The organism is Candidatus Poriferisodalis sp. (assembly GCF_965208485.1).
GTDB lineage: Bacteria > Actinomycetota > Acidimicrobiia > Acidimicrobiales > Poriferisodalaceae > Poriferisodalis.
Map to the genome: position 1 here is coordinate 2036702 of NZ_OZ242344.1, position 25093 is coordinate 2061794.

The following is a 25093-nucleotide window of genomic DNA, read 5'->3' on the forward strand; positions in this document are numbered from 1 at the left end:
CTGAAGTTTCAGCCGGGGCCAAGCAACGACGCCAGACGCCGAAGGGTGGCGAGTATCTCTTCAGCGCGTGCCGCATTTGCTCCGACAAGAACTTCGGTGGCCTCTGCATTCAGGATGGACCACACAGTCTCGGGATCACTGTCGTCAGTGTGCTTTCGCAAGAACGCTGCCCAGTCTCGAGCCGGAATCCCAGCCAAGGGCTGCCGAATTGCGTTGTCGATCCAGTCATTCATGATTCCGATGCGTGCAATCCTGCCGAAGTTGTTGCCACTGTCAGAGACCGGTTCGTCAACCGTGTGATCCCGGCCGCTGTATGGCTCGACCCCTTCGGGTACGCGGATCGTCGTGTCGCTGCGGGCTTGTCGGATGTTCTGCCACCAGTAGTTGCGGTACTCGGCGGCATATCGGGCTGACCAGATGCCTGGGGCAAGTACATGCGGCCGGCCCGATACCACGTTCGACAGACACCATGGCACCACAACGAGCAGATCCCACTCCGTGCATGCCATCGGAGTCACGGTGTACCGAAAACTCGGTACCGCTTCCTTCGCGAGCAGGTACCAACCCTTTAGCTCGATTCCCATCGCCACATCGTCGACACCCTCCGTGCTCCGACGGCGCAAGAGAACATCGGGAAACGTCTGAGCCTGTCGCACAAATTCATGCAATGGCCATTCGCCCTCAGGGTCCCACACATCGCGCATTCGGTTCAGCGCTTCCACCACCTGCACTTCGATTGTCGCGCCGAGGACCGTGTTCAACGCGAAGAGATCCGTCGCATCGAGGCCTTCCATGACAGTTGGCGACTGGAAGTGAATCGGCAAGGCCGTCAGTGCATCCCGGACCCGGTTAGTGAGGGACGTGACTCGATGGTCAGGGTCCAGCTGAGGCGCGGTCGGTTCGTCGACGCTCCTGGTATGAGGTTCGCTGGGCATCACAGGTTCCCATGCGGAGTAGCCGATGCCTCCAGAAGCCTCTGTTCAGCGACATCAGCAAAGTGATCCACCTGCTCAGCCGCAAATGAGTGCCGCCCGGACTCGATTGCCGCCGCAGCGGCGCTGCACAATCCACCGAACGGTTCCCAGACCACATCGCCTGGGCGGGTGGCCGCCATGATGATGCGCCGCATGAATTCAATCGGCTTCTGGTTGAGATGAATCGCTGCATTACGACCGGGGTTGTGGACTCGCGGTGCAGAACGGATGCCGTTGCCCTTGAAGCGCTCGTTGCTGTGCAGCGCCGGTTGAGACCACACGTTCGTCAATCCGTGGGCGTGCGTCCAGACGTCACGCAGACGCGACCACTCAAATGCTGTGAGGGGCGTGGCTCCATCCACGGAGTAGTAGGGGGCACCCTGCTGATCACCATGGCGATTCGCGTAGACGACCAGCCGCTCCAGCATTTCTGGCGGCGGGAAGTACCAGAGCCAATCCTGAGTCAAGTACTTTCGAGTCGCTGCGTTCGCGACTCCGCAAGCCTCGTTGGCGCGGTACAGCGGCAGGCCAGTCCGGCACCATTCATGGCGCAACCATTGTTTGGCGGACATGACGCCCTCAGATGTCTCGAATTCGAGTCTCCGACGGTAGAACACGCAGACTTCGGTGGTCACAGGAAACTGACGGATCGTGTCGCCGTTGACGTTGCCAGCGATATGGCTGAGCCCTTTGTCCCACACGATGCTCTGCACATAGTCCCACCCGGCCTCAGCCAGCAGCGGATGCACACTTGCCCAGCCGATCTCCGTGTTCCAGAACCACAGCGTCGAAGCCGGATGAGCAAACTTGGACCAATTCTCGATGTGTGGTGCATACCATTCTGGCAGCTCAGACGCGGTGCGTGGATCGCCCGGGAAACCGCCGACGCCGTATGCGCCATCGGACATGATCAGTGAAGGCCGCGGCCAATCCACGTAGACGTCGAGAACATCGCCGCGGTGCAGCGACCAGCAAGGCCGCAATTCGTCCACTGTGGCGAACTCGCGCGTTTGTTCGGTCATCATGCGGCCAGAATAGGCAGAGGGTGTCACCGGTTTACTGCTCATCGCCCGAGGCCGTCGATAATCGCACGCCGGCTACGCTATGGCTAGACGAGCCCACCGGTGGATCTGCGCAGTCACGTGCGCTCGAAGCCCTGACGGCGGAACTGCAGGCGCTGTCGAGGTGGTGCGGGGGCAGCGGTGTCACGGTCGGACGCCGAGGCGATCTCGCCGACCGTCTCCGCGGCGCATTTCACCGCGCGGATTGCTGAGCGAGGTGGCTATCGTTGCTGCTCTTGCATGGGCTGCGACCTCGGCCGCGGATTCCGTTGCAGGGCAAACAGCAAACAGCTGGTCCCGTGGTGAAGTCTGGAGTTCACGCTGGCCTGTCAAGCCAGAGGTCGCGGGTTCAAATCCCGTCGGGACCGCGGTCGGGTAGCTCAGTTGGCAGAGCGCGCGCCTGAAAAGCGTGAGGTCACCGGATCGACGCCGGTCCCGACCACTCTGGTGCGAGAGCAAGGCTTCGCCGCTCTCGCGACAATAGAAAAGCTCGAAGGCTTCGCCCTCGCCCGCAGAGAAAAGGGGTGCGGTCGCGGCGAGTCTCGTGGGGCCTTAGCCGCGAGTGACGTTGTCGGCGCGGGCTGCGGCGGCTACTGCTGATGCGACTGCGGGGACGACTGAGCGGTCGAAGGCTGTGGGGATGACCAGGTCGGGACCGAGGTCGTCGCTCGACACGCCTGCGGCGATGGCCTCGGCTGCGGCGATCTTCATGTTCTCGGTGATGTCGGTGGCACCCGCGTCGAAGGCGCCGCGGAAGATGCCGGGGAACGCCAGCACGTTGTTGATCTGATTCGGGTAGTCGCTGCGGCCGGTGGCAACCACAGCGGCGATGTCGCCGATGGCATCGGGCAGGATCTCGGGATCGGGATTGGCCATCGCGAACACGATCGGCCGATCCGCCATCGACCCCACATCGTCGCGGGTGATGAGCCCCGGGCCGCTGAGGCCCAAGAACACATCGGCGCCCGCCATGGCGTCGGAAACAGAACCAGCAACACGCTCAGCGTTGGTGTTGGCAGCCAGCCATTCCTTGGCGTGGTTCAGCTCGCTGCGACCGGGATGAATCGTTCCCTTGCGATCACAGGCGATCACGTCGCCGATGCCTGCGCCTGCCAGGATCTTGGCCGTGGCCACGCCCGCTGCGCCTGCCCCCAAGATGACGCAGCGCAGGTTCGCCAACTCCTTGCCCACGATGCGAGCCGAGTTCTCCAGCGCCGCCAGGGCGACCACGGCCGTGCCGTGCTGATCGTCGTGGAACACCGGGATGTCGAGCGCCGCGCGCAGTGCCTCCTCGACTTCGAAGGCGCCCGGTGCAGCGATGTCTTCGAGGTTGATGCCGCCGAAGGTCGGCGCCAGCCGGATGACCGTCTCGACGATCTCTTCGGGCTTACTGACATCGAGGCAGATGGGAAAGGCGTCCACCCCGGCGAATTCCTTGAAAAGCAACGCCTTGCCCTCCATGACCGGCATGGCTGCGGCCGGGCCGATGTCGCCGAGGCCCAGCACCGCCGTGCCGTCGGTGACGATCGCAACCGTGTTGCCCTTGATCGTCAGATCGTGGACGCGCTCGGGGTCGTCGGTGATCGCCCGGCACACGCGTGCTACTCCGGGTGTATAAGCCATGGAGAGGTCGTCGGCATTGCGCAGCGGGATGCGGGTGACCGTCTCGAGCTTGCCACCGTCGTGCAGCTCGAACGTCCGGTCCATCGACGAGATAACCGTGATGCCTTCGAGACCGTTGACGGCGTCGCAGATCTGGACGATGTGCTGCTCGCTGGAGGCGTCGACCACGATGTGTTGGCGCAGCGTGCCTTGGGTGATGGTGAAGCCGTCGAGGCTCTGGATGTTGCCGCCTACGTCGCCGATAGCCGTGCACAGCCTGCCGAGCGTGCCCGGCTGGTGGGTCAGTTCGACCTCGAGCGTGGCGGAATAGGCGGCGGTGGGTCGCGACCCTGCAGTGGCATTCATCGGTGCTCCTGGCGCGGCTCCTGCACTAGCCGGATAATGGGCAGGCAGGGTATTGGGCCAAGCCAGCCGATTTGGCTCTGACCTAGCCCCAATACCGTTAAGTCAGGGTGGTTGCATTGTGGCGAGGGGCGGCCCGATGGGTTGAGGCCAGTGGTGGTGTCTGGCATGTTTGGCGTGCCATTTGGGCATCTTGCGCTTGATGACCCGCGGGTTGGCTCGATGGCGGCGGTGGGGGTTGAGCCGGCCGCGGAGGTGGGCACGACATGGCATTCGATCTCCGGCCAGCGGATGCGGCGCTCCTCCTCGTCGGTGGTCTCGATGTGCGGACGACTCTCCTGGAAGTCGAAGAACTCCTCGGGATCGATGTGGCAGACCCGCCTGGCCTCGCTGCGCCGGCGCATCCACGACAGTGCGCCCGTCACGCATTCGCCGGCATCGAACCAACCCTCGAAGGCGACGAGCAGGAGCGGATTCTGCAACTTGGGCGCGCCGTCCCAGACGACGATCGGTTGGGGAGCTCCAGCGTCGGCCTGATCGGAGTCGTTCACGGCATCACTACGGCCGATAGGAGGCCGGTTCACGCCAGGTATTTCGGTTCAGCCGCTCCAAGGCAGCAACGAGACACGCTCCAGCGACTCCAGGGAGATCGATTCGAGTCCCTTGTGCGACGCGAGGTACAGGCGGTCGCCGACCACCGCGCTGGCGGTCACCTGCGCCTGCCAATCCGTGTCGTACCAGCAGTAGCGCTCCCAGGGGCCTGGCTCCTCGCTGCCGTCGGGACGGACGGTGATCTCGCGCGACTCACGGCACTTTCGCAGCGGCGGATCGGCGTGGCTGAAACGTGCGCGCTCGGTGAGCTTGGTGCCGGAGGTGTCGAGCGCCACGGCACCCAAGAAGGGCGGCGTGGCGGCCGCATCATCGAACGGGTACTGGTTCAGCGGCAGCACGGCGAGGTCGCGCGGCTGCCAGTGCAGGAAGGCAAGCGCGTTGAACTCCACCTGGCTGTGTGCGCCCGGGGCGGTCCACTGCGCGATGCGCTCAGGCCGATCCAAATCGGCGATGTCGAACAGCGACACCTGCGTGCCGAGCGTTCGGCCCTCGTCTGTTGCCTCCTGGCCCACGCCCAGCAGCAGGTCGTCGCCGAGCGGGTGCAGGTAGGCCGAATAGCCGGTGATCTTCAGCTCACCGCGCACGGTGGGAGCGCTCGGGTCGGACAGGTCCAGTAGGTACAGCGGATCGACTTGGCGGAAGGTCACCACGGCGGCAACATCACCCAGGTAGCGCACGGCAAAAATGCGTTCGCCGATGCCGAGGCCGCCGACCTGACCGACTTCGGACAGGCCTGCGGCGCTGACGGCAAACACCGTCACCAGGCTCTCGGACGACGCATCGCCTTCGAATTGCCACGGCGGGATCGTTGTGGTGGCAATCCTCAGGTGACCCTCGTGGGAGGACATCGAGTACTGGTTCAGCACGGTGCCGGTCACCGATGCGGACCCGATGTAGGTGCTCGCTGCCCGCCCCGTGATGTCGAACATGTGGATCTCGGTCTCGACCGGTGCGCCGCCACCGGGTCCCGCAGGTTCGATGCGCCAGTCGTGCCAGCGCGTCGTGGTCACAAAGAGGTGGTCGAGCGAGGCGTACACCGTGCTCCCGTCGGACATGATCGAACTGGTGTCCATGGGACCATCGAGTCCGATCGAAGAGATGTCGATGGTGGTGACGCTCAGCGTGCCGGGACCCGCATAGTGCGGGGGGACCCAGACGCGCTCGCAGTCGACCAGGCGCCCGCCCGCGGTGGCGGTTCCAGAAGCATCGCTGAGTGCAAAGCGCGGCAGCCAGTCGTCGACGGTTGTGCCTGCGATGAGATCACGATTCGCCCCGGTCGCCCGATCTTGGGCGGCGAGGTCGGCTGTCTCAGGCACAGCCCAAGGAATCGCATGCGGGCGGGAGCTGGTGACCAGGCGCACGACGCCGTCGGTCAGGCGCGCACCGATGTAGTCGCCCTCGATGTCCAGCCGCCGCGTGATCAGCGGGGTTGCGCCGCTCAGATCGATCTCGACGATTCCGGTGGTCGGCCCCCAACGTGACGTCGGTCCGAGGTCGGAAGCAGCGCCGCCCGGTTCGGCGAACGGCACGATGACATCCCACTGCGAGGCGAACACGAGCGCACGGTCGTCGTGGAGCAGCAGATTCGAGATCCAGTGATCGCCGATCTCGACGGTGGCCGTCAGCACCGGCACCGGGCCGGTCACATCGACGACATGCACACGGTTCTCGCTCGCGACGACCATGCGCCGGCCGTCGGTCTTGGCCACGTCGGGCTCGTCGATGCCCGCCTCCTGCACGTTGGAGGTGCTGTAGTCGACGCCCGGCTGCAGCGAGGCGAATTCACCATCAGCCGCCGCGTCCACTGCGATCGCGCCTTCTTCCAGGGCCTCGTCGATGCCGAAGCCGCCGCCCAAGCCCCACGGGCCGACTGCCTGCGCTGCGTGCTCCTGGACGTAGCTGAGCACGGCATCGCACTCGTCGAACTGGCGCAGTGACGCAGCCGCCGCCGCGGCGTCGGCCTCATCGGTGCCGGGCTCATCGCTGCTTGGTGTCTCTTCAGATGCACCATCGCCGGCCGGCTCATCGGGTGTCGGTGCCGGGTCGTCGTCGGCCCCGGCATCGGTCGTGTCGGGCGCGCCGGGGTCGGGGTCGGCATCGCCCTCTTTGGCGGCCGTCGTGGGTGCGACGGTGTCCGGTTTCGGTTCGTCTAAGGCGCTGTCGTTCGGATCGCTGGAGCACGCCGCGGCCAGCAAGCTCACAGCAGCCAGCACCGCTACCACACGCCCAGTTCTGCTGCGGATCGGTCTCATTGACATCACTACCCAGAGCGCCGGCGACTCTCAAGAGGTTCCACGCTCGACGTTACGTTGCGATGACATCCCGCTCCCACCGCGGGCATGCGCGCCGACCGAAAATCAATCGAATGTCATGAGAACGCTGACGTATGGTCGGCACGGGACGGGACCGCCCGCGCTACCGGCGTAGCTCTGACCACCGGGCGGATCCCGTCCTCACGACACGTCGTGTGTGCCGCTCACATCGTAGCTTCGGCGACCAGAGCTGCCGAGAGAATTACGGCTAGTCGTCGTCGGTGAGGTCGTCGTAGAGGCCGTTGCGGCCGAGGCGCACCAGCAGCTCCTCGGTGCTCCACGGCAGCATGGTGGCGCCACAGCGGGCGTCCCGGTAGTGCTGCTCGAGCCGGCCGGGCCGCAGCAGCGAGCGGCCGCCGCACGTACGCAGCGCCAGCGATGCCATCTCGGGCGCGCTCTCCATGGTGGTCACCGTTGCCACATGCGCCCGCCGCAGTTCCTCAGGCCTGGGATCGGCACGCAACTCGCTCAAGACCCGGTAGGTCAGCGACTGCGCCCGGTCGTAGATGAGCTGCAGCTGCGCCCACCCGGTCTGCTTGATCGGGTGGTCGCGCGACGCCTTCACCCCGGACTCGCCCCGCAGGTACGTGCGGGTGGCCAGGCTGAAGCGCGTATGGATCGAGCTCACGACAACGAGGTCGAGAGCGTGCCGATCAATGCCCGAATCCCCGACCACCGCGATGGCGTCCTCGCTGCGGCGCGGGATGCTGACTGTTCGGGTGCCGACGGAGTAGCGGACGGTGATCTCGCCGTTGGTGCCGGTGCGGCACCCTGCAGCGATCCCGGAGACATCGACTGTGTGCTGCATGTCGCAGGCGCACAGCTAGCTGCCGAATGCTGCTTGGAGTCCGTAGATGATTGCTGCTGCGGAGGCGCCGGTGCCCAGCGATACGGCCGCGATCAGCGTCGCGGCGGCCGCTTTGGGGGTTGTCGGCAGCGTCGGCGGCGCGCTGTCGGTTTCGTCGTTGTCCGCGGCGCCCGCCGTCGGGTGGCCGCTGGGCGGCAGCGCCCACCGAGTCCAGTGTCTGGCCCAGCTCAGCTGCTCAGCGTCTCGGTCACCACAATGTCGGGGTCGATGCCCGAGGACACCCGGCCTTGCCCGGTGAACGCGTGGAATGTGCCGTTCCCGCCGCCGTTTCGCTTGCCCACGGCGAAGCGCGGCGGGTCGTCGTACACGCTTCGGATGACCCATTGGGCGCCGTCGACGAAGGTGTGGCCGGACTGGCGGTAGCGGGGCTGGTCGGTGCCGACACTCCAGCACACCACCCTCCGAAAATCAGCGGTGTTCCCGCACGCGAACCCCGGGGCGCCCTCGACCTTTTGGGTCCAGCTGTCAACGACTCTCACACGGCTGAACGCCTCGCCCTGGGGAGCCCGAGCGGGACGCGGCGCTATGTCGGGGCTCCATTCCCAGCACCACACCGCACCGTCGCTGTCCAGCACGCACACGAACCCCGCACCCACGTCGATGGCTGCCGACGGGCCCCCGAAGAACGCGTCGGAGACATGCACGTCGCCGGTGTCCCAGTGCAAGCCCCCGATCGACACCAGATCGCAGAACACCGTCCCGCCGCGCTCGCTGTCATGAGGCCAACAGCCGTCCCCCTCAGGACCGATCCGCTGCCCGAAATGGACGACGGTCCGCAGCTCGTTCGTGCCGCGCAGGCTGTCGTCGTACTTGTCCCACGACGGACCGCTCAACAAACAGCCCCCCGCCAACAGCACCGAAACAGCCAGCACCCAAACGACCCGACGCGCACCGCTCACCGGGCCCGCCCCGCCGCAGTCTCGCAGCCCACCAAGCCCGAACCCCGCGAGCATCCATCAGCACCAGCCCCGCCGTCGAGGGTGTCCGCGTCGATGCCGCCCCGCAGCCGGTCATCGCCGGGCCCGCCTCGCAGCGTGTCGCTGCCGGGGCCGCCGTGGAGCTCGTCGTCGTGGCCGCCGCCGTCGAGCGTGTCCGCTCCGGGGCCGCCCCACAGCGTGTCGTTCTGGGTGTTGCCGTCGAGATGGTCATCACCGGCGCCCCCGTGCAGCGAGTCTGCTCCTGCGCCGCCGGTGAGCGTGTCAGCGTCAGCGCCGCCGCCGGTGATGGTGTCGTCTCCTGGACCGCCGTCGAGCCGATCAGTTCCCGAATTCGCGACCAGCGTGTCGTCGCCGGGACCGCCAATGATGATGTCGTTGCCGCCGATGCCGCGGATGTTGTCGTTGCCGCCGAGACCGCAGATCACGTCGTCGCCGGGAGTTCCCCGAATGATGTCGTTCCCCGACGTGCCGACAATCGTGCAGCCGGTCGTGCCGACCATCACGGTCACGTCAGCGATGACGCAGCTGCCGAGCGAGTCGCACACCACATAGGCAAACGACACTGTGCCGCCCGCCGCGTCGGACGTGTACTCGAACACCACGTCGCCGTCCGCGTTCTGTGCCGCCTCGGCGGTGCCGACCGCAGGCGCCGTGGTGATCCGCAGCGTCGCAGCGTCGAGGTCCTCGTTCTGATCATGATCATTAGCCAGCACATCGATCTCGACAGTCTCGGAAACGTCAACCCATGCCCAGTCAGACCCCGGCACAGGACCGCTTGGGGGGACCGTCACCCTCGGGGCCACAACCAGCTCGAAGTCGTCATCGACGACCGCGTCAGCAGCACCGACACCGAGCACCGAGTCCATCCCCGACCCGCCATTGACCGTGTCGATGCCCGCGCCCGCGACGATGCGGTCGCCAAGGCTGAGACAGCACATTGGGGCACAAGGCCAGCGGAAGCGGGGAGCGCCCAATACCGACAGCTGACATCAATTCGCGGACGGCCCCGAACACAGCGACAACGCAGACGCCTTCGTGACCACCACCGTTCCTGCCAACCTGTCGTGCCAGCCGCGCAGTTCAGAGTTCCACAGCACCGATGCGTGAACCAGAACCCACCACGCGAACGAGACGCTGAGCCATCCGAGCGGATGACCCAACGCGGGCCGCCAGTGACGCGTTCCCAGCTCCACAGCCGCGCACACTGCAAAAGGCGCCAACGGCACCAGCCAACGCACAGCCGACCTGCCCAGCCCGACGCGGCCAGCCCCCCAGCAGCGCACCACCTCGATGCGGGCGGCACGCCTGCCCAATGTGCGTCCCCGCACCGCAACGCACACCGGCTCATACAAAGCCGCCAGCACATACGCGCACACGGCCACAGCAAGCCCGACACCCGAAAGAACGCCAGCCTCCTCACACTCAGAAAAGATGCCAGCCGACCCCGGCTCGCCACACCAAAACCCTTGGTCAATGATTGCCAACAATCCCCAGACGATGCTGCCGACAATTGCGATCGGGCCGGTCACGAGCATGTCCACGAACCATCCCCACAACCTTCGCCGGGGCCTCGCGAACTCGACGCCCGGCTCCGGCGAGGACAGTGGCGCTGTGGTCATGGCGTGCTTCGGGCTGACGGCTCGCATCGCGCTGCTGTCGAACCCCGGGTGCAGGCATCATCGCCGGGGCCGCCGTCGAGATGATCGACACCGTTGCCTCCGTCGAGGCTGTCAGCGTCGATGCCGCCCCACAGCAGGTCAACGCCCGCGCCGCCTCGAAGCGTGTCCTCACCCGGGCCGCCGTGGAGCTCGTCGTCGTGGCCGTGCCCGTCGAGCGTGTCGACGCCGGGACCGCCCCACAGTGTGTCGTTCTGGGTGTTGCCGTCGAGATGGTCGGCGCCTGCGCCGCCGTGCAGCATGTCGGCACCGGCACCGCCGGTAACGGTGTCGTTGTCGGCGTCGCCCCAGATGGTGTCGTCGCCGGGGCCGCCGCGAATCGTGTCCATGCCGGGGCCTCCCCAGATGGTGTCGCTGCCGGCGTGGCCGTCGAAGGCGTCCGCTCCGGAGCCGCCCCAAATCAGATCATCACCGCCGCCGCCCGTGACCTTGTCGTCACCCGCGCCGCCGTCGAGGGTGTCTGCGTCGATGCCGCCCTTCCGCCGGTTGTCGCCAGCGCCGCCGCGCATCGCGTCATCACCAGGGCCGGCCCGGATTAGGTCGTTCTGGTAACTCCGAACCACGGTGCATCCAATTGCTAGCCGGAGCCGCCGCTTGTTCGGCCGTCGCCGTTTGCCGAGCTGCGCAAAACGATGGTTCTTGCGGCTCTGTCGTGCAGACTGCTGCCGTTGCCGGGGCGCAGTCGGCCGGCGATGCACAACACGCCTGACATGAACGGCAGCCCGGCCACAACGCCGTAGAAGACCGCGTTCAGCAGCACCCATGCGAGGTCGTTCTCGGCGAAGGGAGTCTCGCGTCCTCCGTCGATGAAGGAGAAGATGTCGCCGCCGCGTCCGCCGTAGTCGTCGAGTAGCAGCGCTGCGAGCGCCTCCCAGGAGACCCACAGCAGCACGCCACCCCACACGACCGGGACTGCCCAGCGCACCAGCGCCTGGCAGAGCGTCGGAGTCCTGGTGGGATCGGACCGCTGTCGCACTCTGATCCCGAACATCAGCTTGCCCAACGTGCAGCCAGTCCGCGAGATCACTACCGGCTCATAGGCCACCAGCACCGCGCCCGCGACCCAACTCACGATCCAGTTCTGGGGGGGCCCCGCCGTGTCCCGCTCCCCCCAAATGTTCCAATACAGAAACGACGACCAGGCGAATATGAAGTACGCGAGCGGAAGTCGCAGCAGCGTGTCGACGCATCTCGCGCCGAGCCGTCTGCCCAGCCCCGCCACGACGAGCGACCCATCCGGGTCGATTACGTCGGGCGGCGTAACTCCTGCTGCTGTGTTGCCGTTGCGATCCGGGTTTGTCATGGCCTGCCGGATGGCTCGCAGCTTGTTGTGGTGCCGGCGCGGCTGCAGGTGTCCGCGCCGTCGCCGCATAGAGCAGCGCCGACAGCCCAGATCGCGCCATCACCGCTATGGCACGACATCGTCGGCGGAGCCGTCGCGCAAAGCGCAGCCATCGCGGCTGTCATCCTCGCCGCCCAACGGCGATCCCTCATCCATGAAGCGCTGCCAGCGCTCATCCATCGAGCCGTGTTCGCGTTTGCGCCGCCGCGCACGTCGCACCCCGGCACGACCCCCAGCGCCAGCACGCAGCGACACCGCCGACGCCCTGGTCACCACCACCGTGCCCGCAAGCCTGTCATGCCAGCCCCGCCAGTCGCGGCCCGATGTCATCGACGCTGCGAGCATCAACATCACCACGAGCCAGCCCACGCCCAGCGTCAGCACCCCCGCCGCACAAGGCAACAGCACTCGCAGCCATGACCTGCGGTACGAGACCCATCCGCCGTCCGCGAAACACACGACCCGGATCCCCACCGCCCACTTGCCCACCGTCGCACCCCATCGCGCCACCATCACCGGCTCGTACAGCACCAGCACCCACAATCCCACCACGCCGCCGAGGCCCAGCAAGCGCTGCTCGACATTGCCGCCCAACGCCGCGAAGGAGAAGAAGATCAGTGACTGCGCAACCATCACAACAGCAGGCAACAACACGACCATGTCCAACAACCTGGCCCCATAACGCCGCTCCGGCTCCGCCAGCACGACCGTGCGACCGTTGCCCAACCGGGCCTCACCGCCGCGGTAGGTACCGCTCATCGCAGCGACACTCCTGACGCTGGGCAATAGCACCAACCTCTGAGCCCTGGGCGAGAAACGGCAACCGGGTCGCGGCGGCTGAGATTGCGAACCGCAGCAAACTCGCAGGCACTGACCACCACTGGGTCGCCACAGCGCGTCGACAACGATTCGCGCACGCCCATCGTCGATCACTCACAACCCGTCGTGGTGTCGGCGCGGATGCAGGTGTCGGCGTCCGGACCGCCGTCTGCGTGATCGACTCCGTTGCCGCCGTCGAGGGTGTCCGCGTCGATGCCGCCCCAGAGACGGTCGTCGCCCGCGCCGCCCCGCAGCATGTCGTCGCCTAGGCCGCCGTGAAGTTCGTCGTCGTGGCCGCCCCCGTCGAGCGTGTCGGCGCCGGCACCGCCCCACAGAGTGTCGTTCTGGGTGTTGCCGTCGAGGCGGTCATCACCGACGCCGCCGTGGAGGCGGTCAGCTCCTGCGCCGCCGCTGAGGGTGTCCGCGTCGGTCCCGCCCCAGAGGCGGTCGTGGCCGTTGCCGCCCCGCAGCATGTCTTCGCCCGGGCCGCCCCACAGGACATCGTCACCGGCGTGCCCATCGAGGGTGTCGTCGCCGGGCCCGCCCCAGATCAGATCGTCACCGCCGCCGCCAGTCACCGTGTCGTCGCCTAGGCCGCCGTCGAGCCGGTCAGCGCCCGGGTTCGCAACCAAGGTGTCGTCGCCGTCTGCGCCCCAGACGGTGTCGTCTCCTGGGCCGCCATCGACAATGTCCGCGCCGGAGCCGCCCCACACGATGTCGTTTCCGTCGCCTGCGTTGATGTCGTCGTCGCCGGGGCCGCCGACGATCGTGTCGTTGCCGCCGATGCCCCGGATCACGTCGTCGCCGCCGAGACCGCAGATCACGTCGTCGCCGGGCGTGCCCCGAATGATGTCGTTCCCGGACGTGCCGACGATCGTGCAGTCGGCTGTGCCGACCATGACCGTCACCTGAGCGGACTCGCAGGCTCCCAGCGAGTCGCACACCGTATAGGCGAACGACACTGTGCCGCCCGCCGCGTCGGACGTGTACTCGACCACCGCGTCGCCGTCCGCGTTCTGTGTCGCCTCGGCGGTGCCGACCGCAGGCGCCGTGGTGATCCGCAGCGTCGCGGGGTCGATGTCCTCGTTGGGATCGTGATCGTTGCCCAGCACATCGATCTCGACGGTCTCGGAAACGTCAACCCACACCCAGTCAGACCTCGGCACAGGACCGCTTTGGGGGACCGTCACCCTCGGGGCCACAACCAGCTCGAAGTCGTCATCGACGACCGTGTCAGCAGCATCGACACTGAACACCGAGTCCATCCCCGACCCGCCATAGACCGCGTCCACGCCCGCACCCGCGACGACCCGGTCGCCAAGGCTGAGACAGCACCTTGCGGCACAAGGCCAGCGGAAGCGGGGAGCGCCCAATACCGACAACTGCCATTAATTCGCGGACGGCCCCGAACACAGCGACAACGCGGACGCCCTCGTGACCACCACCGTGCCGGACAGTTTGTCGTGCCAGCCCCGGCGATCCTGACCCGACATTGTCGACCACACCAGAATGAACCACACGATGAACCAGCCCACACCCAGCGTCGACACGCCCGCGAAGCTTGGGACCAACACCCGCACCAAGGACCGGAATAGTCCCGGTCTCGTCCCGTCCGCGATACGCACCACCCTGAGCCCCACCGCCAGTTTGCCGACTGTCGCACCCCAGAGTGCAACCATCACTGGCTCATACAGCACCAGCAGCGCCAACAGCGCGACCAGAGCCGTCCACCGCTCAACCGTCCAGGGCTCGCCTGGCACATGTGGCGCGCAGCCTCCGAAGGCGCACGTGCCGATAAACGGCGAAGAAATGGTCGGCGCAATCACCTCAACGACGATGAAGACAATCACAGCCAAATGGACAACCATGTCCAGAAACCGCGCGCTCAGGCGGCTGACCAATGGCGCGTCGCGGCAGCCGGTCACTTCCCGCCATCGCTCGGCTCGCAGCCGGTCGTGGTGTCGGCTCGCCGGCAGGTGTCGGCGTCTGGCCCGCCGTCGAGGTGGTCGGTGCCATGGCCGCCGTCGAGGGTGTCCGCGTCGATGCCGCCCCACAACCGATCATCACCCGCGCCGCCCCGCAGCGTGTCCGCGCCGGATCCGCCGTGGAGTTCGTCGTCGTGGCCCTGCCCGTCGAGTACGTCGTCGCCGGGACCGCCCCACAGTGTGTCGTTCTGGGTGCCGCCGTCGAGCGTGTCATCGCCGGTGCCGCCGTGGAGCATGTCTGCCCCGGCCCCTCCGATGAGGTTGTCGTTGCCGGCGTCGCCCCACAGAGTGTCGTCGCCGTTGCCGCCTCGCAGCATGTCTTCGCCCGGGCCGCCCCAGAGGACATCGTTTCCGATGTGCCCGTCGAGCGTGTCCGCGCCGAAACCGCCCCAGATCGGATCATCGTCACCAACGGTCGCAGTTGCGGTCGCGGTACCGCCAACGAGCCGGTTCGCGCCGGGTCCGCCAATCACGCCTCCTGCGAACATCATCTCTGTCTCGCAGCCGGTGCAGCCACGACCACGATCGTGCCGGCGGCCCAGTCATGGGGACCACGGCGATGCCGATCGCTCAACGCCACGACATACAGCAGCAGCCACACAACGGGCGCGCCGAACAGAACCTGATAACCCATCAACCCACCCAGCCAGTCCCAGAGGCTCTCGGAGGAACCTGCCAAGAGCCAGAGCACCGTAGCGACCCCAGACAGCGACATCGCAGCAGGCACGAACCAGCGCAGCGCTGAACGCCCCAATGACACGCGGCCGCCTGAGGTGCTCACGACCATGATCCCGGCCTTGAGTTTCCCAAACGTCCGGCCCGTGACCGCGACCGCCAACACCTCGTACAGAACGGTCCCGACGTACCCAGTGGCGAGCCAGAACGTCCAGTCCCTCAACGGGTTGCCCTCGTCAGCCTCCCCAAGGAACGTCGCGTGCTGATAGAACTCGACTGCGAGGCCGACTACGGCGACAACCGTCAAGAACACCGCGACGAGCACGACGTCGATAGCGCGGGCCAGCCCCCTGCGGACCCATGTCGGCAGCACAACCTCAGTGCCGTCGGCAAGACACACCCGCAGCACGCGGTCGATATCGCCCTCTGGCTCGCTCGCCTCGCTCATGCGCAGCTCGATTCGCCGTGGGCTCTGGTGCAGGAGTCGTTGCCCGGTCCGCCGTCGAGCCGGTAGACACGGTGGCGCACATCAAGCACTCGGGCGTCGAACCTGCCCGAGACTCGGGCGCAGTCCACTCTGCCGCTCAGCACCGTTTCGTCATGTGTTGCGTCTGACTTCGCCGCTTCGTGCTCGACTCCGCGATGACCACAATCGTGCGTGCGACCCGATCGTGCCAACTGCGACGGTCGCTGCGGCGCAGCGCCACCACGAACAGCAAGAGCCAAACCGCAGGAAGCCCGAACCAAGGGACGTAGAAAACCGAGCCGAAGAACAGCTCAGAAACGGCCTCGTCAGGAAAGAAAACCAACCCGGCGAGCATGCAACCACACACCGCCACCGCGACTGGCACCAACCAACGCAGCGCCGACCGCCCCAACGACACATCCCCCGCACCCAAGCTGACAACCCGAATCCCGGCCGTCGCCATGCCGATCGTCTGCCCCGTCTTGACGACCCGCAGAACCTCCAAAGCGGCACCAAGGACGAACCCAGCCGCACCAAACGACCCACCAAGCCAAGCAGCATGGGAACCCGAGAAATCCCTCGACAACCCCAACATGAACCCAACACCCCCGGATACGAGCACCACGGCCGCGACGACCGCTGAGCCAAGTGCGCGGGCGACCGCCCGGCTGAACCATGTCGCCAAGACCACCTCAGTGCCGTCCGCGAGACTGACGCGCTGCCCATGAGCGCCGTCACGGCCCTGTGACTCCCCGTGGTCGCTCATTCACAGGCCGTTTCGCTGTGGGCACGGGCGCACGAGTCGGTGCCTGGGCCTCCGTCGAGCCGGTAGGCGCGGTGGCGCACATCAAGCACATGGGCGCCAAACCTGCCCGAGACTCGGGCGCAGTCCACTCTGCCGCTCAGCACCGTGTCGTCACCGGCGGCTGTCATCGCCGCATCACGCTCGACTCCGCGATGACCACAATCGTGCCAGCAGCCCAGTCATGGGGACCACGGCGATGCGGATCGCTCAACGCCACCAGGTACAACAGCAGCCACATGGCGGAAGCGCCGAACCACACCTGAAACACCGTCAGCCCACTCAGCCACTCCCAAACGCTCTCGGAAGAATCCGCCAAGGCCCACAGCACCGCAGCAACCCCAGACAGCGACGCCGCGGCAGGCACGAACCAGCGCAGCGCCGACCGCCCCAATGGCACGCGACCGCCGGAAGTGCTCATGACCATGATCCCGGCCGTGGACTTGCCCAGAGTCTGCCCCTTCAACGTGACCGCCAATACTTCATAGAGCACTATCACCGCGTACCCGGCGGCGAACCAAACTGACCAGTGCCTCTCGAAGTCGTCCCGGTAGCCCCCACCCAACAACCAGTACTGGGGGAACTCCACGGCGGCGCCAACTAGGACGACAATCGTGAAGAACACAGCGGCGGCCAGCGCGTCGATGGCTCGGGCCAACCCCCGACGGGTCCATGTCGGCAGCACGACCTCAGCGCCATCGGCGAGACTGACGCGCTGCCCACGCGCACAGTCACGGCCCTGCGGCTCATCGTGGTCGCTCATTCACAGGCCGTTTCGCTGTGGGCCCTGGCGCAGGTGTCGGTGTCTGGGCCTCCGTCGAGATGATCGGCGCCGTTGCCGCCGTCGAGAGTGTCAGCGTCGATGCCTCCCCACAGCCGATCATCGCCCGATCCGCCACGCAGCGTGTCCGCACCCGGTCCGCCGTGCAGCTCGTCATCGTGACCCTGACCGTTAAGGGTGTCGTCGCCGGGGCCACCCCACAGGCTGTCGTTCTGTGAGTTGCCGTCCAGGATGTCATCACCAGTGCCACCGTGGAGGCTGTCGGCCCCGGCGCCGCCGGTGATGGAATCATCGCCGCCGCCCCCCCAGATGGTGTCGTCGCCGTCGCCGCCGAGGATCATGTCTACGCCCGGTCCGCCCCAGAGGACGTCGTTCCCGGCGTGCCCGTCGAGGATGTCGGCGCCGCGACCGCCCCAGATCAGATCATCACCGCCGCCGCCGGTGACGGTGTCGTCGCCTGGACCGCCGTCGAGCCGATCAGTGCCCGAGTTCGCGGCCAGCGTGTCGTCGCCGGGTCCGCCCCAGACCGTGTCGTTGCCTGGGCCGCCGTCGAGCGTGTCCGCCCCGAGGCCGCCCCACACGGTGTCGTCGCCGTCGCCCGCGTTGATGTCGTCATCGCCGGGACCGCCGATGATGATGTCGTTGCCGCCGATGCCGCGGATGTTGTCGTCGCCGCCGAGACCGCAGATCACATCGTCGCCGGGAGTTCCCCGAATGATGTCGCTCCCCGACGTGCCCACAATCGTGCAGCCGGTCGTGCCGACCATCACCGTCACCTCAGCGGTGGCACAGTTGCCCAACGAGTCGCACACCTCATAGGAGAACGAATCAGTGCCCCCAAGGGCTGCAGCGGCGTAACCGGCCACGACGCGGCCGTCGGAGCCTTCAGCGACGACAGCTGCCCCGTCGACCGGCGCCGTAATGATGCTCAGCGTGGCCGGGTCAATGTCCTCGTTGCGGTCATGATCGTTGCCGAGCACATCGATCTCGACCGTCTCGGACACATCGACCCACACCCAGTCAGGCTCCGGCTCAGGGCCCGCCTGAGCAACTGTCACCGACGGCGAGAGGATCATCTCGTAGTCATCGTCCACGATTGTGTCTGCGGTGTCGAGGCTGTACACCGAGTCCATCCCCGAACCGCCGTGGACCGTGTCGACGCCCGCACCGGCAATGATCAGGTCGTCGCCACCATTCCCATAAATGACGTCCTCGCCGTCGCCGCCGTAGATCCACTCCACGCCCGCGCCGCCGAGGATGACATCGTCGCCGCCCTTGCCGTCGATGACATGAAACGCCCGCCAGTCATCACGATCCGGTACGCAAAGCACATCGTTACCCGCAGTTCCCTCGATCAGCGTCACCCCGGCGCTGCCGGTGACTGTGCAGCCCGCACTCACGGTGATAGTGAGATCTGCTTCGACGCCGATCCCCCAGCCGTCGTAGATCGCGTATGTCGTGGCGACAATGCCCCAGAACCCCGGATCGGGAGTGAACGTCACCGCGCCGGTCGTCTCGTTGACTGCGAATGTGCCGCCCACAGCCGAGCGAACCTCCACAGTTGCAGCGTCCAGACTGCCTCCGGTCGGCGCGATGTCATTGGCCAGCACATCGACCTGCACCGCCGTGCCCAGCTTCGTCGTCGCCCCGTCCGCCACAGCACACGGCGCGGTTCCCGGATAGGCGACCAGCGGCACGGTCATGTATGCGGTGTGAGTGCCGCCGCCGCCGTTGTCGCCCATGGCGTCGATGACATACGCGCGTGGAACGGGGTCTGTGCCGACCGCCGGCGCCGTCGGCACAGTCCAAGCGACATCGACCGCGCCGTCGGTGTCCGCCGTAACGTCGCCGAGTGTCGGCGCGGTCAATGCGGCGCCGCCCAACGACACAGCACGTGCAGAGAAACTCACTGTCGTACCCGATTCGAAGCCTGCGGCGGTGAGCCGGACCTGCTCGCCAGCGGCCACGAACGGCGCCCCGCAGCCCGACACCGCGCTCGCGCGCCGCTGCACTAGGTATCCCACAGTTTCGGTCGGGGTCTCAGCGGTGTCGTCTGCCTCGTCATTGGTGCCTTGCGCAGCGTCGCTTTGGCTCGAAGAATCGCGGCCGACTTGCTTGTGCGCAGCGGTGCCGGACCGTCCGTCGCCGACTTCGGTCCCCACGTCCGCGGGGCTGCGGGATCCCGAGCCCGGAGGGCCCCGCCGGCTCGGATTCGTCGGCAGCCCCGCCTCGGACAGCGCAGCGCCAGCCGCTACCCGATCGCGGATGTACTGCTCCAAGATCCGCGCGGCACCTCGATGGCCGCCCAGATTGGGATGAAAGCTGCCGTCCGAGCGTGCCACGAAGCCCGACGAATCGTCGGTAACGACGCCGTTTACCCACGGAACGTCGTGACACGGCGAGTGGTCCCAAAAGCTCCGCTCGGACGGCGCCGCCTCGCTGAGCACGTCGACGAAATGCACGCCAGCCTCCGCTGCCGCCGACCGAACGGCCGCGTTGAGGTCGATAGCTGCGTTGCGCAGATGAATCGCTTCGGCAGCGTCGATGTGAAGATTTGTCGAACCCGCGAATCCCAACAGGTCCGCAAGAAATGAACCGATACGGATACCAAGCAATTCGGAACTGGATGCGTGAAGGGCCTGCCCTCCGTCGAGCGGCCGGCAGTTTTTGATCCACTCGACGTAGTCCCGGATGGCGTCGACGCAGCCGTCCGAGAGACCGAAGGACAGGAACGCTCCGCTGAGCCCGGTTCGATCGTAGGTGTCGATCATCTCCGGCGTCGCTGCGGGGCAGCCCTCGAACGGCGGGGTCACCGCCGGATAGCCCAGCACGAAAATCACAGCGTTCGGTGCGACCGTCTTGAGATGGCCGAGCGTCGCCGTGACACGTTCGCCGACCTCGTCGAACACCTCCGAGCCGACCTGCCCGCACCCGATCGTCACGCAGCGCAGAATCGTCGACGCGAAGCCGGCGTCGTTGCCGCCGATGGTGACGGTGATCATGTCCACATCGCTCATCGCCTGCACGTCGGCGAGCGACACTGCTTGGCGCGGCTCCCAATGGGCGGGTGCCGGCGCAAGCACCCCGGTGTCTTCGTTGTAGTCCAGCCCCAGCGCTTTGTGCGACGGCCTGTTCGTGTCTACGAGGTCGCCTTCGTCGACGCCGTCTCCCACCGGCCGCGGGTCGAAGATGTTGTGGGTGATCGCGCCGGTGCACGCGAACGTCGCGAACGTGACCTCCACACCGAGCCCGGCGCCCAAGAAGTCCTCAACGATGATCTCGGGGTAGGCCTCGCTCCAGCGGCGGCACGCAGCCTGATTCGAATTCTCAAGTGCAGGGTCAGAGCTCTCGCCCTGGTAGCTGCCCACGAATCCCGCAACGGCGCTGCGACCCTGCTCGCCTGAGGAGTATGAGTCTCCGAGTGCGACGTAGTTGACGGCTTTGGCGAGGGGGACGCGCAGGGTGCTGGCCGGTTCGGGTGTGACGATGCGCTGGTTCTCGTCGACGGTTTCGAAGTCGTAGCTGCTGTCTTGGTCGGTGTCGAGCCAGACACGCAGCAGATCGTGCTGTTGGCGCAGCACGCTGACCGCTCCCGGCGGCACCAAGAACCGCACATCGACATGGCCGCGCGCGTCGGTCACGCAGATTCTCGAGTAACCCGGCGAAGGGACCACGTCGGTGGGCGGCACCGAGCACATCACCGCTGCGGTGCGGCTGGGGCCTGCCAGCATCGACACGCCTACCGGGGTTTCAGCGACGGGGTCCCGGCGGTAGATCGGCCCGCCGAATGTGTACCCGATCACCTCATCGGTTTGGGTGCGCAGGATGAGCCGCAGCGACGTGTAGTGCCCCGCACGGCTGACCCGATCGCTCCACGGCGTCACCAGCGACACCTCAAAGCGCTGCGGCATCCCGAATGCGGTCTCGCCGTCCGCGCCGAGGACCCGGGACTCGAAATCGGACTCGAAGTCCACAAACGGCTCACCGCGGCCGTGGGTGCCGTCACGATCAGCGTCGATCCACGCCAGCAGCTGATGCATCTGCCCGATGCTGGCATCGGGAATGCGCACCAGATGGGTCGAACGCCCCGCGACATCACCCGTGATCGGGCGGGCGACCGAGTCGGCGACACAGCCCTGGCCCGTGCCGGTGGAGCGGGTCACCTGCTGGGCGCCGGCACGGGTGATGCAATGGCCGCTGGCGCCCAGGCTCGACGCGGGCCCCGAGGTGACCTCCACCCCGACCGGCAGCCCCACCGCCTCGCTGGAGGCGGCGCAGGTCACGTCCACATCCACGAACACATGAGAATCGCCCCCATAGCCCGACTGGGCGAAATCGAACACCCCCGCCACAGAACCGGTCAACACGGCGCCTTCGCACGGCGCGACCCGCGACAGACCCGGCACAGTCCCGTCGTCGTCGATGATGGTGGCTGTCGCGGTGGTGTCCGCGAGCGTCGCGCCGGCGGAAACGGTCAGATTGATGCTGAACGTCTCGGTGCTTTCTGGGGTGTTGTCGTCGGTGACGGGCACGGCGATCGTCGCGAAGCGAGCGCCGGCGGGTATCTGCAGCGTCCCCGAGGAGCCCTGGTAGTCCGAGCCCGCAGCGGCGGTGCCCGACACGGTGCTCCATGGCAGCGAGACCGATGTGTCGGCGGTGTCGGTGCCGGGCTGGACCGTCACCGTGAACACAGCCTCGCCGTCGCCTTCGGTCACCGACGCGTCGGTGACCGACACCCGCGCCGGCTCGCAGAACGACACGCCCGCATCGAGCCTGACGTTCGGGACCGCAGAAAGCGACGCAGGCACACAGCCCGACAGCCGATTGCCGTCGAGCCACAGCCAGGCGAGGTTGGTGAGGCTGCCGATCTCAGCAGGCAAACCAGTCAACCGATTGCCGGAGAGCCACAGCCAGGCGAGGTTGGTGAGGTTGCCGATCTCAGCAGGCAAACCGGTCAACCGATTGCCGGAGAGCCACAGCCAGGCGAGGTTGGTGAGGTTGCCGATCTCAGCAGGCAAACCGGTCAACCGATTGCCGTGGAGCGTCAGCGTGGTGAGGTTGGTGAGGTTGCCGATCTCAGCAGGCAAACCGGTCAACCGATTGCCGCGGAGCGTCAGCGTGGTGAGGTTGGTGAGGTTGCCGATCTCAGCAGGCAAACCGGTCAACCGATTGCCGTGGAGCGTCAGCGTGGTGAGGTTGGTGAGGTTGCCGATCTCAGCAGGCAAACCGGTCAACCGATTGCCGTGGAGCGTCAGCGTGGTGAGGTTGGTGAGGTTGCCGATCTCAGCAGGCACACCGGTCAACCGATTGATGTGGAGCCACAGCGTGGTGAGGTTGGTGAGGTTGCCGATCTCAGCAGGCACCGAGCCGGTCAACTGATTGTCGTAGAGCGTCAGCGTTGTGAGGTTGGTGAGGTTGCCGATCTCAGCAGGCACACCGGTCAACTGATTGTCGTAGAGCGTCAGCGTGGTGAGGTTGGTGAGGTTGCCGATCTCCGCGGGCACCGAGCCGGTCATGGCGTTGCCAGACAGGTACAGGCCGGTGACGTTGGCGTCGGCGTCGGTGGTGACGCCGTACCAGTCCGCGACAGGCGCGGCGGTGTTCCAGTTGGCGTTGCGGGTCCAGTTCGGGCCGTCGGTGGCGTCATAGAGCGCCACCAAAGCGGCGCGCTGCACCGCAGGCGTGACCGGCGTGCTGCGAACGGTGGGCCCGCTGCGCTGGGGCTTGTCGATCCCGACGGCGCCCACACCCACGAAGCCCCCCGGCGGCAGCGACACATCGCGCACCACAGCACCGCACCCCGACCAGCCGCGGCCGGTCTCGTGGACACAGCCGGCGAAATCGACAGCGAACGCGCCGCCGTCGAACACCACATCAAGCTCGCCCAAAGACCAGTAGGCGTCCTGCGCGAGACCCGCCGCCCCGATCAGCATCACCTCCACGAACGCGCCGTCGCGATCGCGTCCCTCAGACCACGCCGCCGCTGTCGGCGAGCCGGACAACGACCCCTCGGCGCCGTCGCACGCCTTGGCCGCTGTCCCCGAGCCCAACAGCCCCAACGACCAGCCCCCCAACGATGCGCACGGCCCCTGATCGGCCACCGCAGGCGCAGACGCCGCCAACACCGCGGAGCCGTCCCACCAGCCCAATGCCGCCTCAGCAGCGCTCCCCTCGACGGCAGCGCCGCGCCCAAGCCCGGGAACCGCCGGCTCAGAAGCAGCCACAGGCACCAACGGCACCGCCAACAACATCACCGCCAGCGCCGCAACCGCCGCCACCGGCCGAGACCGCGACCCGACCGGTCTGCCTGCCGAACCCACAAACAACGCCAAACGCATCGACGAACGGTAGCCAATATTCGCTGCCACCAGAGTGATTCACCCGGGGGCGCCGCCGACCCGTCCGATCTGGAACCCTCGGTCAACAGCGCCGTGACCCCACAGCCCGAATGACCCCACGACACCGACGGCTCCCCCGCCAGCGTGAACGTGTGCCGCCGCGCGAAGCACGTCTGAGACGGATTGCCCGGGCAACGCTCCCGCTACAAGATGTCGACAGCGGCGATTCGAGGCAGATGGAAACCCTCAGCCGTCGTCGGTGAGGTTGTCGTAGAGGCTGTTGCGGCCGAGGCGCACCAGCAGCTCCTCGGTGCTCCACGGCAGCATGGTGGCCCCGCAGCGTGCGTCGCGGTAGTGCTGCTCGAGCCGGCCCGGCCGCAGCAGCGACCGCCCGCCGCACGTGCGCAGAGCCAGCGATGCCATCTCGGGGGCGCTCTCCATGGTGGTGACCGTCGCCACGTGCGCCCGCCGCAGCTCAGTGGGGCTGGGATCGGCACGCAGTTCGCTCAAGACGCGGTATGTCAGCGACTGCGCCCGGTCGTAGATGAGCTGCAGCTGCGCCCAGCCGGTCTGCTTGATCGGATGATCGCGTGACGCCTTCACCCCGGACTCGCCGCGCAGGTAGGTGCGAGTGGCGTCGAGGATGGCGCGCATCAAGCCCAGGTAGCTGAACGTCAGGCTCATGTAGAACTGCGGGAAGCGCGACACCATGGCGTTGAACATGCCCGGCGGCAGCACCTCATTGCGGGCAGGCACGAACACGTCGTTCATCACGAGCGTGCGCGAGTCGGTGCCGCGCATGCCGATCGGGTCCCAGTCGCCGACGATCTCCGCGCCGTCGCCATCGGCGGGCACACCGAGCAGGCGGATGTGCGGGTCGCCTTCCACTACCGCCAGCACGTTGTGAACGTGAGCGGCACCGCTCAGCGAGGCGAAAATCTTGCGCCCGGTGACGCGATAGCCGCCCTCGGTCGGCACAGCGACGGTGCTGAAGCCCGAGCGGGCACCCGGTGCCTGGCCCTCGGAGAACGGCTGGGAATGGATGACCCGGCCGCGGACCATGCCTTCCCACAGGTGCGGGCGGGTGTTCTCCAGGTGCGCGGCCATGGACCCGTCCGGATCCAGCTCGCGGCCGCGGTCGCCTGCCAGCAACGCCTCGGCGATCGGGCCGGACAGCAGCGCCGTGGCGGTGTGCATGTTGAACGTCAGCGCCGTGGTGGCGCAGTGCCGGCCCATCTCCTCGGCCACCAGGGCGTAGCCCACGAAATCGGCGCCCAGCCCGCCGACCTCCTTGGGCACGCACAGGCCCAGGAACCCGGCATCGGCAAGGTCGGCCCAATTCTCGTGCGGAAAGCTGGCCTCGCGGTCGTAGGTGGGCGCACGCTCGGCGAAGGCCGGGCCCAGCTCGGCGATCCGGGCCACGAGCTCGGCTCGCTCGGGCGTCAGCACCTGTTCATTCATCGCTCACCCTGTCTGGTT

General features: G+C 67.0%; 21 protein-coding genes, 2 tRNA genes and 1 pseudogene. 2 read left to right on the top strand and 22 right to left on the bottom strand.

Annotation, left to right across the window (positions count from 1 at the left end; genetic code table 11):
• Positions 1 to 8 precede the first annotated feature (8 nt).
• Positions 9 to 794, bottom strand: a complete 786-nt coding sequence (locus ACOGXQ_RS09455) for a hypothetical protein (protein ID WP_419947153.1) — start codon at positions 792 to 794, stop codon at positions 9 to 11.
• A gap of 140 nt (positions 795 to 934) precedes the next feature.
• Entirely contained in the window at positions 935 to 1999 is a 1065-nt protein-coding gene (locus ACOGXQ_RS09460; protein ID WP_419947154.1) for a DNA methyltransferase, read from the bottom strand.
• A gap of 329 nt (positions 2000 to 2328) precedes the next feature.
• Here ACOGXQ_RS09460 and ACOGXQ_RS09465 point away from each other — a divergent pair.
• A tRNA-Asp gene (locus tag ACOGXQ_RS09465) sits at positions 2329 to 2403 on the top strand.
• A gap of 1 nt (position 2404) precedes the next feature.
• Positions 2405 to 2477, top strand: a tRNA-Phe gene (locus tag ACOGXQ_RS09470).
• A 110-nt stretch (positions 2478 to 2587) separates the two neighbouring features.
• Here the strand turns inward: ACOGXQ_RS09470 and ACOGXQ_RS09475 are convergent.
• From ACOGXQ_RS09475 to ACOGXQ_RS09570, 20 genes and pseudogenes are all read right to left on the bottom strand, one after another.
• Positions 2588 to 4003, bottom strand: a complete 1416-nt coding sequence (locus ACOGXQ_RS09475; RefSeq protein WP_419947155.1) for an NAD-dependent malic enzyme — start codon at positions 4001 to 4003, stop codon at positions 2588 to 2590.
• Positions 4000 to 4551, bottom strand: coding sequence for a PAC2 family protein (locus ACOGXQ_RS09480; RefSeq protein ID WP_419947156.1), 552 nt, complete (start codon positions 4549 to 4551; stop codon positions 4000 to 4002). Before ACOGXQ_RS09480 ends, ACOGXQ_RS09475 begins: the two co-directional genes overlap by 4 nt.
• Positions 4552 to 4599: 48 nt before the next feature.
• The gene (locus ACOGXQ_RS09485; protein ID WP_419947157.1) at positions 4600 to 6864 is read right to left on the bottom strand and encodes a beta-propeller domain-containing protein; all 2265 of its coding nucleotides are present in this window, start codon (positions 6862 to 6864) and stop codon (positions 4600 to 4602) included.
• 268 nt (positions 6865 to 7132) lie between these two features.
• Positions 7133 to 7732 carry an acyl-CoA dehydrogenase family protein gene (locus tag ACOGXQ_RS09490; RefSeq protein ID WP_419947158.1) on the bottom strand — a complete coding sequence of 200 codons (600 nt, stop codon included), beginning with the start codon at positions 7730 to 7732 and terminating at the stop codon, positions 7133 to 7135.
• Between the two features lie 227 nt (positions 7733 to 7959).
• Positions 7960 to 8691 carry a hypothetical protein gene (locus ACOGXQ_RS09495; RefSeq protein ID WP_419947159.1) on the bottom strand — a complete coding sequence of 244 codons (732 nt, stop codon included), beginning with the start codon at positions 8689 to 8691 and terminating at the stop codon, positions 7960 to 7962.
• Positions 8688 to 9668, bottom strand: a complete 981-nt coding sequence (locus ACOGXQ_RS09500; protein WP_419947160.1) for a calcium-binding protein — start codon at positions 9666 to 9668, stop codon at positions 8688 to 8690. Before ACOGXQ_RS09500 ends, ACOGXQ_RS09495 begins: the two co-directional genes overlap by 4 nt.
• A 51-nt stretch (positions 9669 to 9719) precedes the next feature.
• Positions 9720 to 10349 (bottom strand): RDD family protein, encoded by a 630-nt coding sequence (locus ACOGXQ_RS09505; RefSeq protein WP_419947161.1) that lies wholly within the window; start codon positions 10347 to 10349, stop codon positions 9720 to 9722.
• Positions 10346 to 10915: a calcium-binding protein gene (locus ACOGXQ_RS09510; RefSeq protein WP_419947369.1), complete on the bottom strand. Its 570-nt coding sequence runs from the start codon at positions 10913 to 10915 to the stop codon at positions 10346 to 10348. The genes ACOGXQ_RS09505 and ACOGXQ_RS09510 overlap by 4 nt, the downstream gene beginning before the upstream one ends.
• A gap of 3 nt (positions 10916 to 10918) precedes the next feature.
• Positions 10919 to 10969: pseudogene (locus tag ACOGXQ_RS09515) on the bottom strand (hypothetical protein); the annotation flags it as partial.
• A gap of 14 nt (positions 10970 to 10983) precedes the next feature.
• Positions 10984 to 11709, bottom strand: coding sequence for an RDD family protein (locus tag ACOGXQ_RS09520; protein WP_419947162.1), 726 nt, complete (start codon positions 11707 to 11709; stop codon positions 10984 to 10986).
• Between the two features lie 105 nt (positions 11710 to 11814).
• Positions 11815 to 12507: an RDD family protein gene (locus ACOGXQ_RS09525; RefSeq protein WP_419947163.1), complete on the bottom strand. Its 693-nt coding sequence runs from the start codon at positions 12505 to 12507 to the stop codon at positions 11815 to 11817.
• Between the two features lie 170 nt (positions 12508 to 12677).
• Entirely contained in the window at positions 12678 to 13859 is a 1182-nt protein-coding gene (locus ACOGXQ_RS09530; protein WP_419947164.1) for an Ig-like domain-containing protein, read from the bottom strand.
• Between the two features lie 96 nt (positions 13860 to 13955).
• Entirely contained in the window at positions 13956 to 14492 is a 537-nt protein-coding gene (locus ACOGXQ_RS09535; RefSeq protein ID WP_419947165.1) for an RDD family protein, read from the bottom strand.
• Complete coding sequence (locus ACOGXQ_RS09540) at positions 14489 to 15043, bottom strand: calcium-binding protein (RefSeq protein WP_419947166.1); 555 nt, start codon at positions 15041 to 15043, stop codon at positions 14489 to 14491. The genes ACOGXQ_RS09535 and ACOGXQ_RS09540 overlap by 4 nt, the downstream gene beginning before the upstream one ends.
• Entirely contained in the window at positions 15040 to 15675 is a 636-nt protein-coding gene (locus ACOGXQ_RS09545) for an RDD family protein (RefSeq protein WP_419947167.1), read from the bottom strand. The genes ACOGXQ_RS09540 and ACOGXQ_RS09545 overlap by 4 nt, the downstream gene beginning before the upstream one ends.
• Before the next feature lie 136 nt (positions 15676 to 15811).
• Positions 15812 to 16459: an RDD family protein gene (locus ACOGXQ_RS09550; RefSeq protein WP_419947168.1), complete on the bottom strand. Its 648-nt coding sequence runs from the start codon at positions 16457 to 16459 to the stop codon at positions 15812 to 15814.
• Positions 16456 to 16626: a hypothetical protein gene (locus ACOGXQ_RS09555; RefSeq protein WP_419947169.1), complete on the bottom strand. Its 171-nt coding sequence runs from the start codon at positions 16624 to 16626 to the stop codon at positions 16456 to 16458. The genes ACOGXQ_RS09550 and ACOGXQ_RS09555 overlap by 4 nt, the downstream gene beginning before the upstream one ends.
• Complete coding sequence (locus tag ACOGXQ_RS09560) at positions 16623 to 17258, bottom strand: RDD family protein (protein ID WP_419947170.1); 636 nt, start codon at positions 17256 to 17258, stop codon at positions 16623 to 16625. The genes ACOGXQ_RS09555 and ACOGXQ_RS09560 overlap by 4 nt, the downstream gene beginning before the upstream one ends.
• On the bottom strand, positions 17255 to 23614 hold the full coding sequence (locus tag ACOGXQ_RS09565) for a leucine-rich repeat domain-containing protein (RefSeq protein ID WP_419947171.1): 6360 nt from the start codon (positions 23612 to 23614) through the stop codon (positions 17255 to 17257). Before ACOGXQ_RS09565 ends, ACOGXQ_RS09560 begins: the two co-directional genes overlap by 4 nt.
• Positions 23615 to 23860: 246 nt before the next feature.
• Entirely contained in the window at positions 23861 to 25075 is a 1215-nt protein-coding gene (locus ACOGXQ_RS09570; protein WP_419947172.1) for an acyl-CoA dehydrogenase family protein, read from the bottom strand.
• Positions 25076 to 25093 lie beyond the last annotated feature (18 nt).

Excerpts from the sequence above, each read along its gene's own strand:
- ACOGXQ_RS09455 (WP_419947153.1), bottom strand. The coding sequence starts at position 794 with ATGGAAGGCCTCGATGCGACGGATCTCTTCGCGTTGAACACGGTCCTC.
- ACOGXQ_RS09460 (WP_419947154.1), bottom strand. The coding sequence starts at position 1,999 with ATGATGACCGAACAAACGCGCGAGTTCGCCACAGTGGACGAATTGCGG.
- ACOGXQ_RS09475 (WP_419947155.1), bottom strand. The coding sequence starts at position 4,003 with ATGAATGCCACTGCAGGGTCGCGACCCACCGCCGCCTATTCCGCCACG.
- ACOGXQ_RS09485 (WP_419947157.1), bottom strand. The coding sequence starts at position 6,864 with ATGAGACCGATCCGCAGCAGAACTGGGCGTGTGGTAGCGGTGCTGGCT.
- ACOGXQ_RS09490 (WP_419947158.1), bottom strand. The coding sequence starts at position 7,732 with ATGCAGCACACAGTCGATGTCTCCGGGATCGCTGCAGGGTGCCGCACC.
- ACOGXQ_RS09500 (WP_419947160.1), bottom strand. The coding sequence starts at position 9,668 with ATGTGCTGTCTCAGCCTTGGCGACCGCATCGTCGCGGGCGCGGGCATC.
- ACOGXQ_RS09505 (WP_419947161.1), bottom strand. The coding sequence starts at position 10,349 with ATGACCACAGCGCCACTGTCCTCGCCGGAGCCGGGCGTCGAGTTCGCG.
- ACOGXQ_RS09510 (WP_419947369.1), bottom strand. The coding sequence starts at position 10,915 with ATGCGCGGCGGCGCTGGCGACAACCGGCGGAAGGGCGGCATCGACGCA.
- ACOGXQ_RS09520 (WP_419947162.1), bottom strand. The coding sequence starts at position 11,709 with ATGACAAACCCGGATCGCAACGGCAACACAGCAGCAGGAGTTACGCCG.
- ACOGXQ_RS09525 (WP_419947163.1), bottom strand. The coding sequence starts at position 12,507 with ATGAGCGGTACCTACCGCGGCGGTGAGGCCCGGTTGGGCAACGGTCGC.
- ACOGXQ_RS09540 (WP_419947166.1), bottom strand. The coding sequence starts at position 15,043 with ATGATGTTCGCAGGAGGCGTGATTGGCGGACCCGGCGCGAACCGGCTC.
- ACOGXQ_RS09545 (WP_419947167.1), bottom strand. The coding sequence starts at position 15,675 with ATGAGCGAGGCGAGCGAGCCAGAGGGCGATATCGACCGCGTGCTGCGG.
- ACOGXQ_RS09550 (WP_419947168.1), bottom strand. The coding sequence starts at position 16,459 with ATGAGCGACCACGGGGAGTCACAGGGCCGTGACGGCGCTCATGGGCAG.
- ACOGXQ_RS09555 (WP_419947169.1), bottom strand. The coding sequence starts at position 16,626 with ATGACAGCCGCCGGTGACGACACGGTGCTGAGCGGCAGAGTGGACTGC.
- ACOGXQ_RS09560 (WP_419947170.1), bottom strand. The coding sequence starts at position 17,258 with ATGAGCGACCACGATGAGCCGCAGGGCCGTGACTGTGCGCGTGGGCAG.
- ACOGXQ_RS09565 (WP_419947171.1), bottom strand. The coding sequence starts at position 23,614 with ATGCGTTTGGCGTTGTTTGTGGGTTCGGCAGGCAGACCGGTCGGGTCG.
- ACOGXQ_RS09570 (WP_419947172.1), bottom strand. The coding sequence starts at position 25,075 with ATGAATGAACAGGTGCTGACGCCCGAGCGAGCCGAGCTCGTGGCCCGG.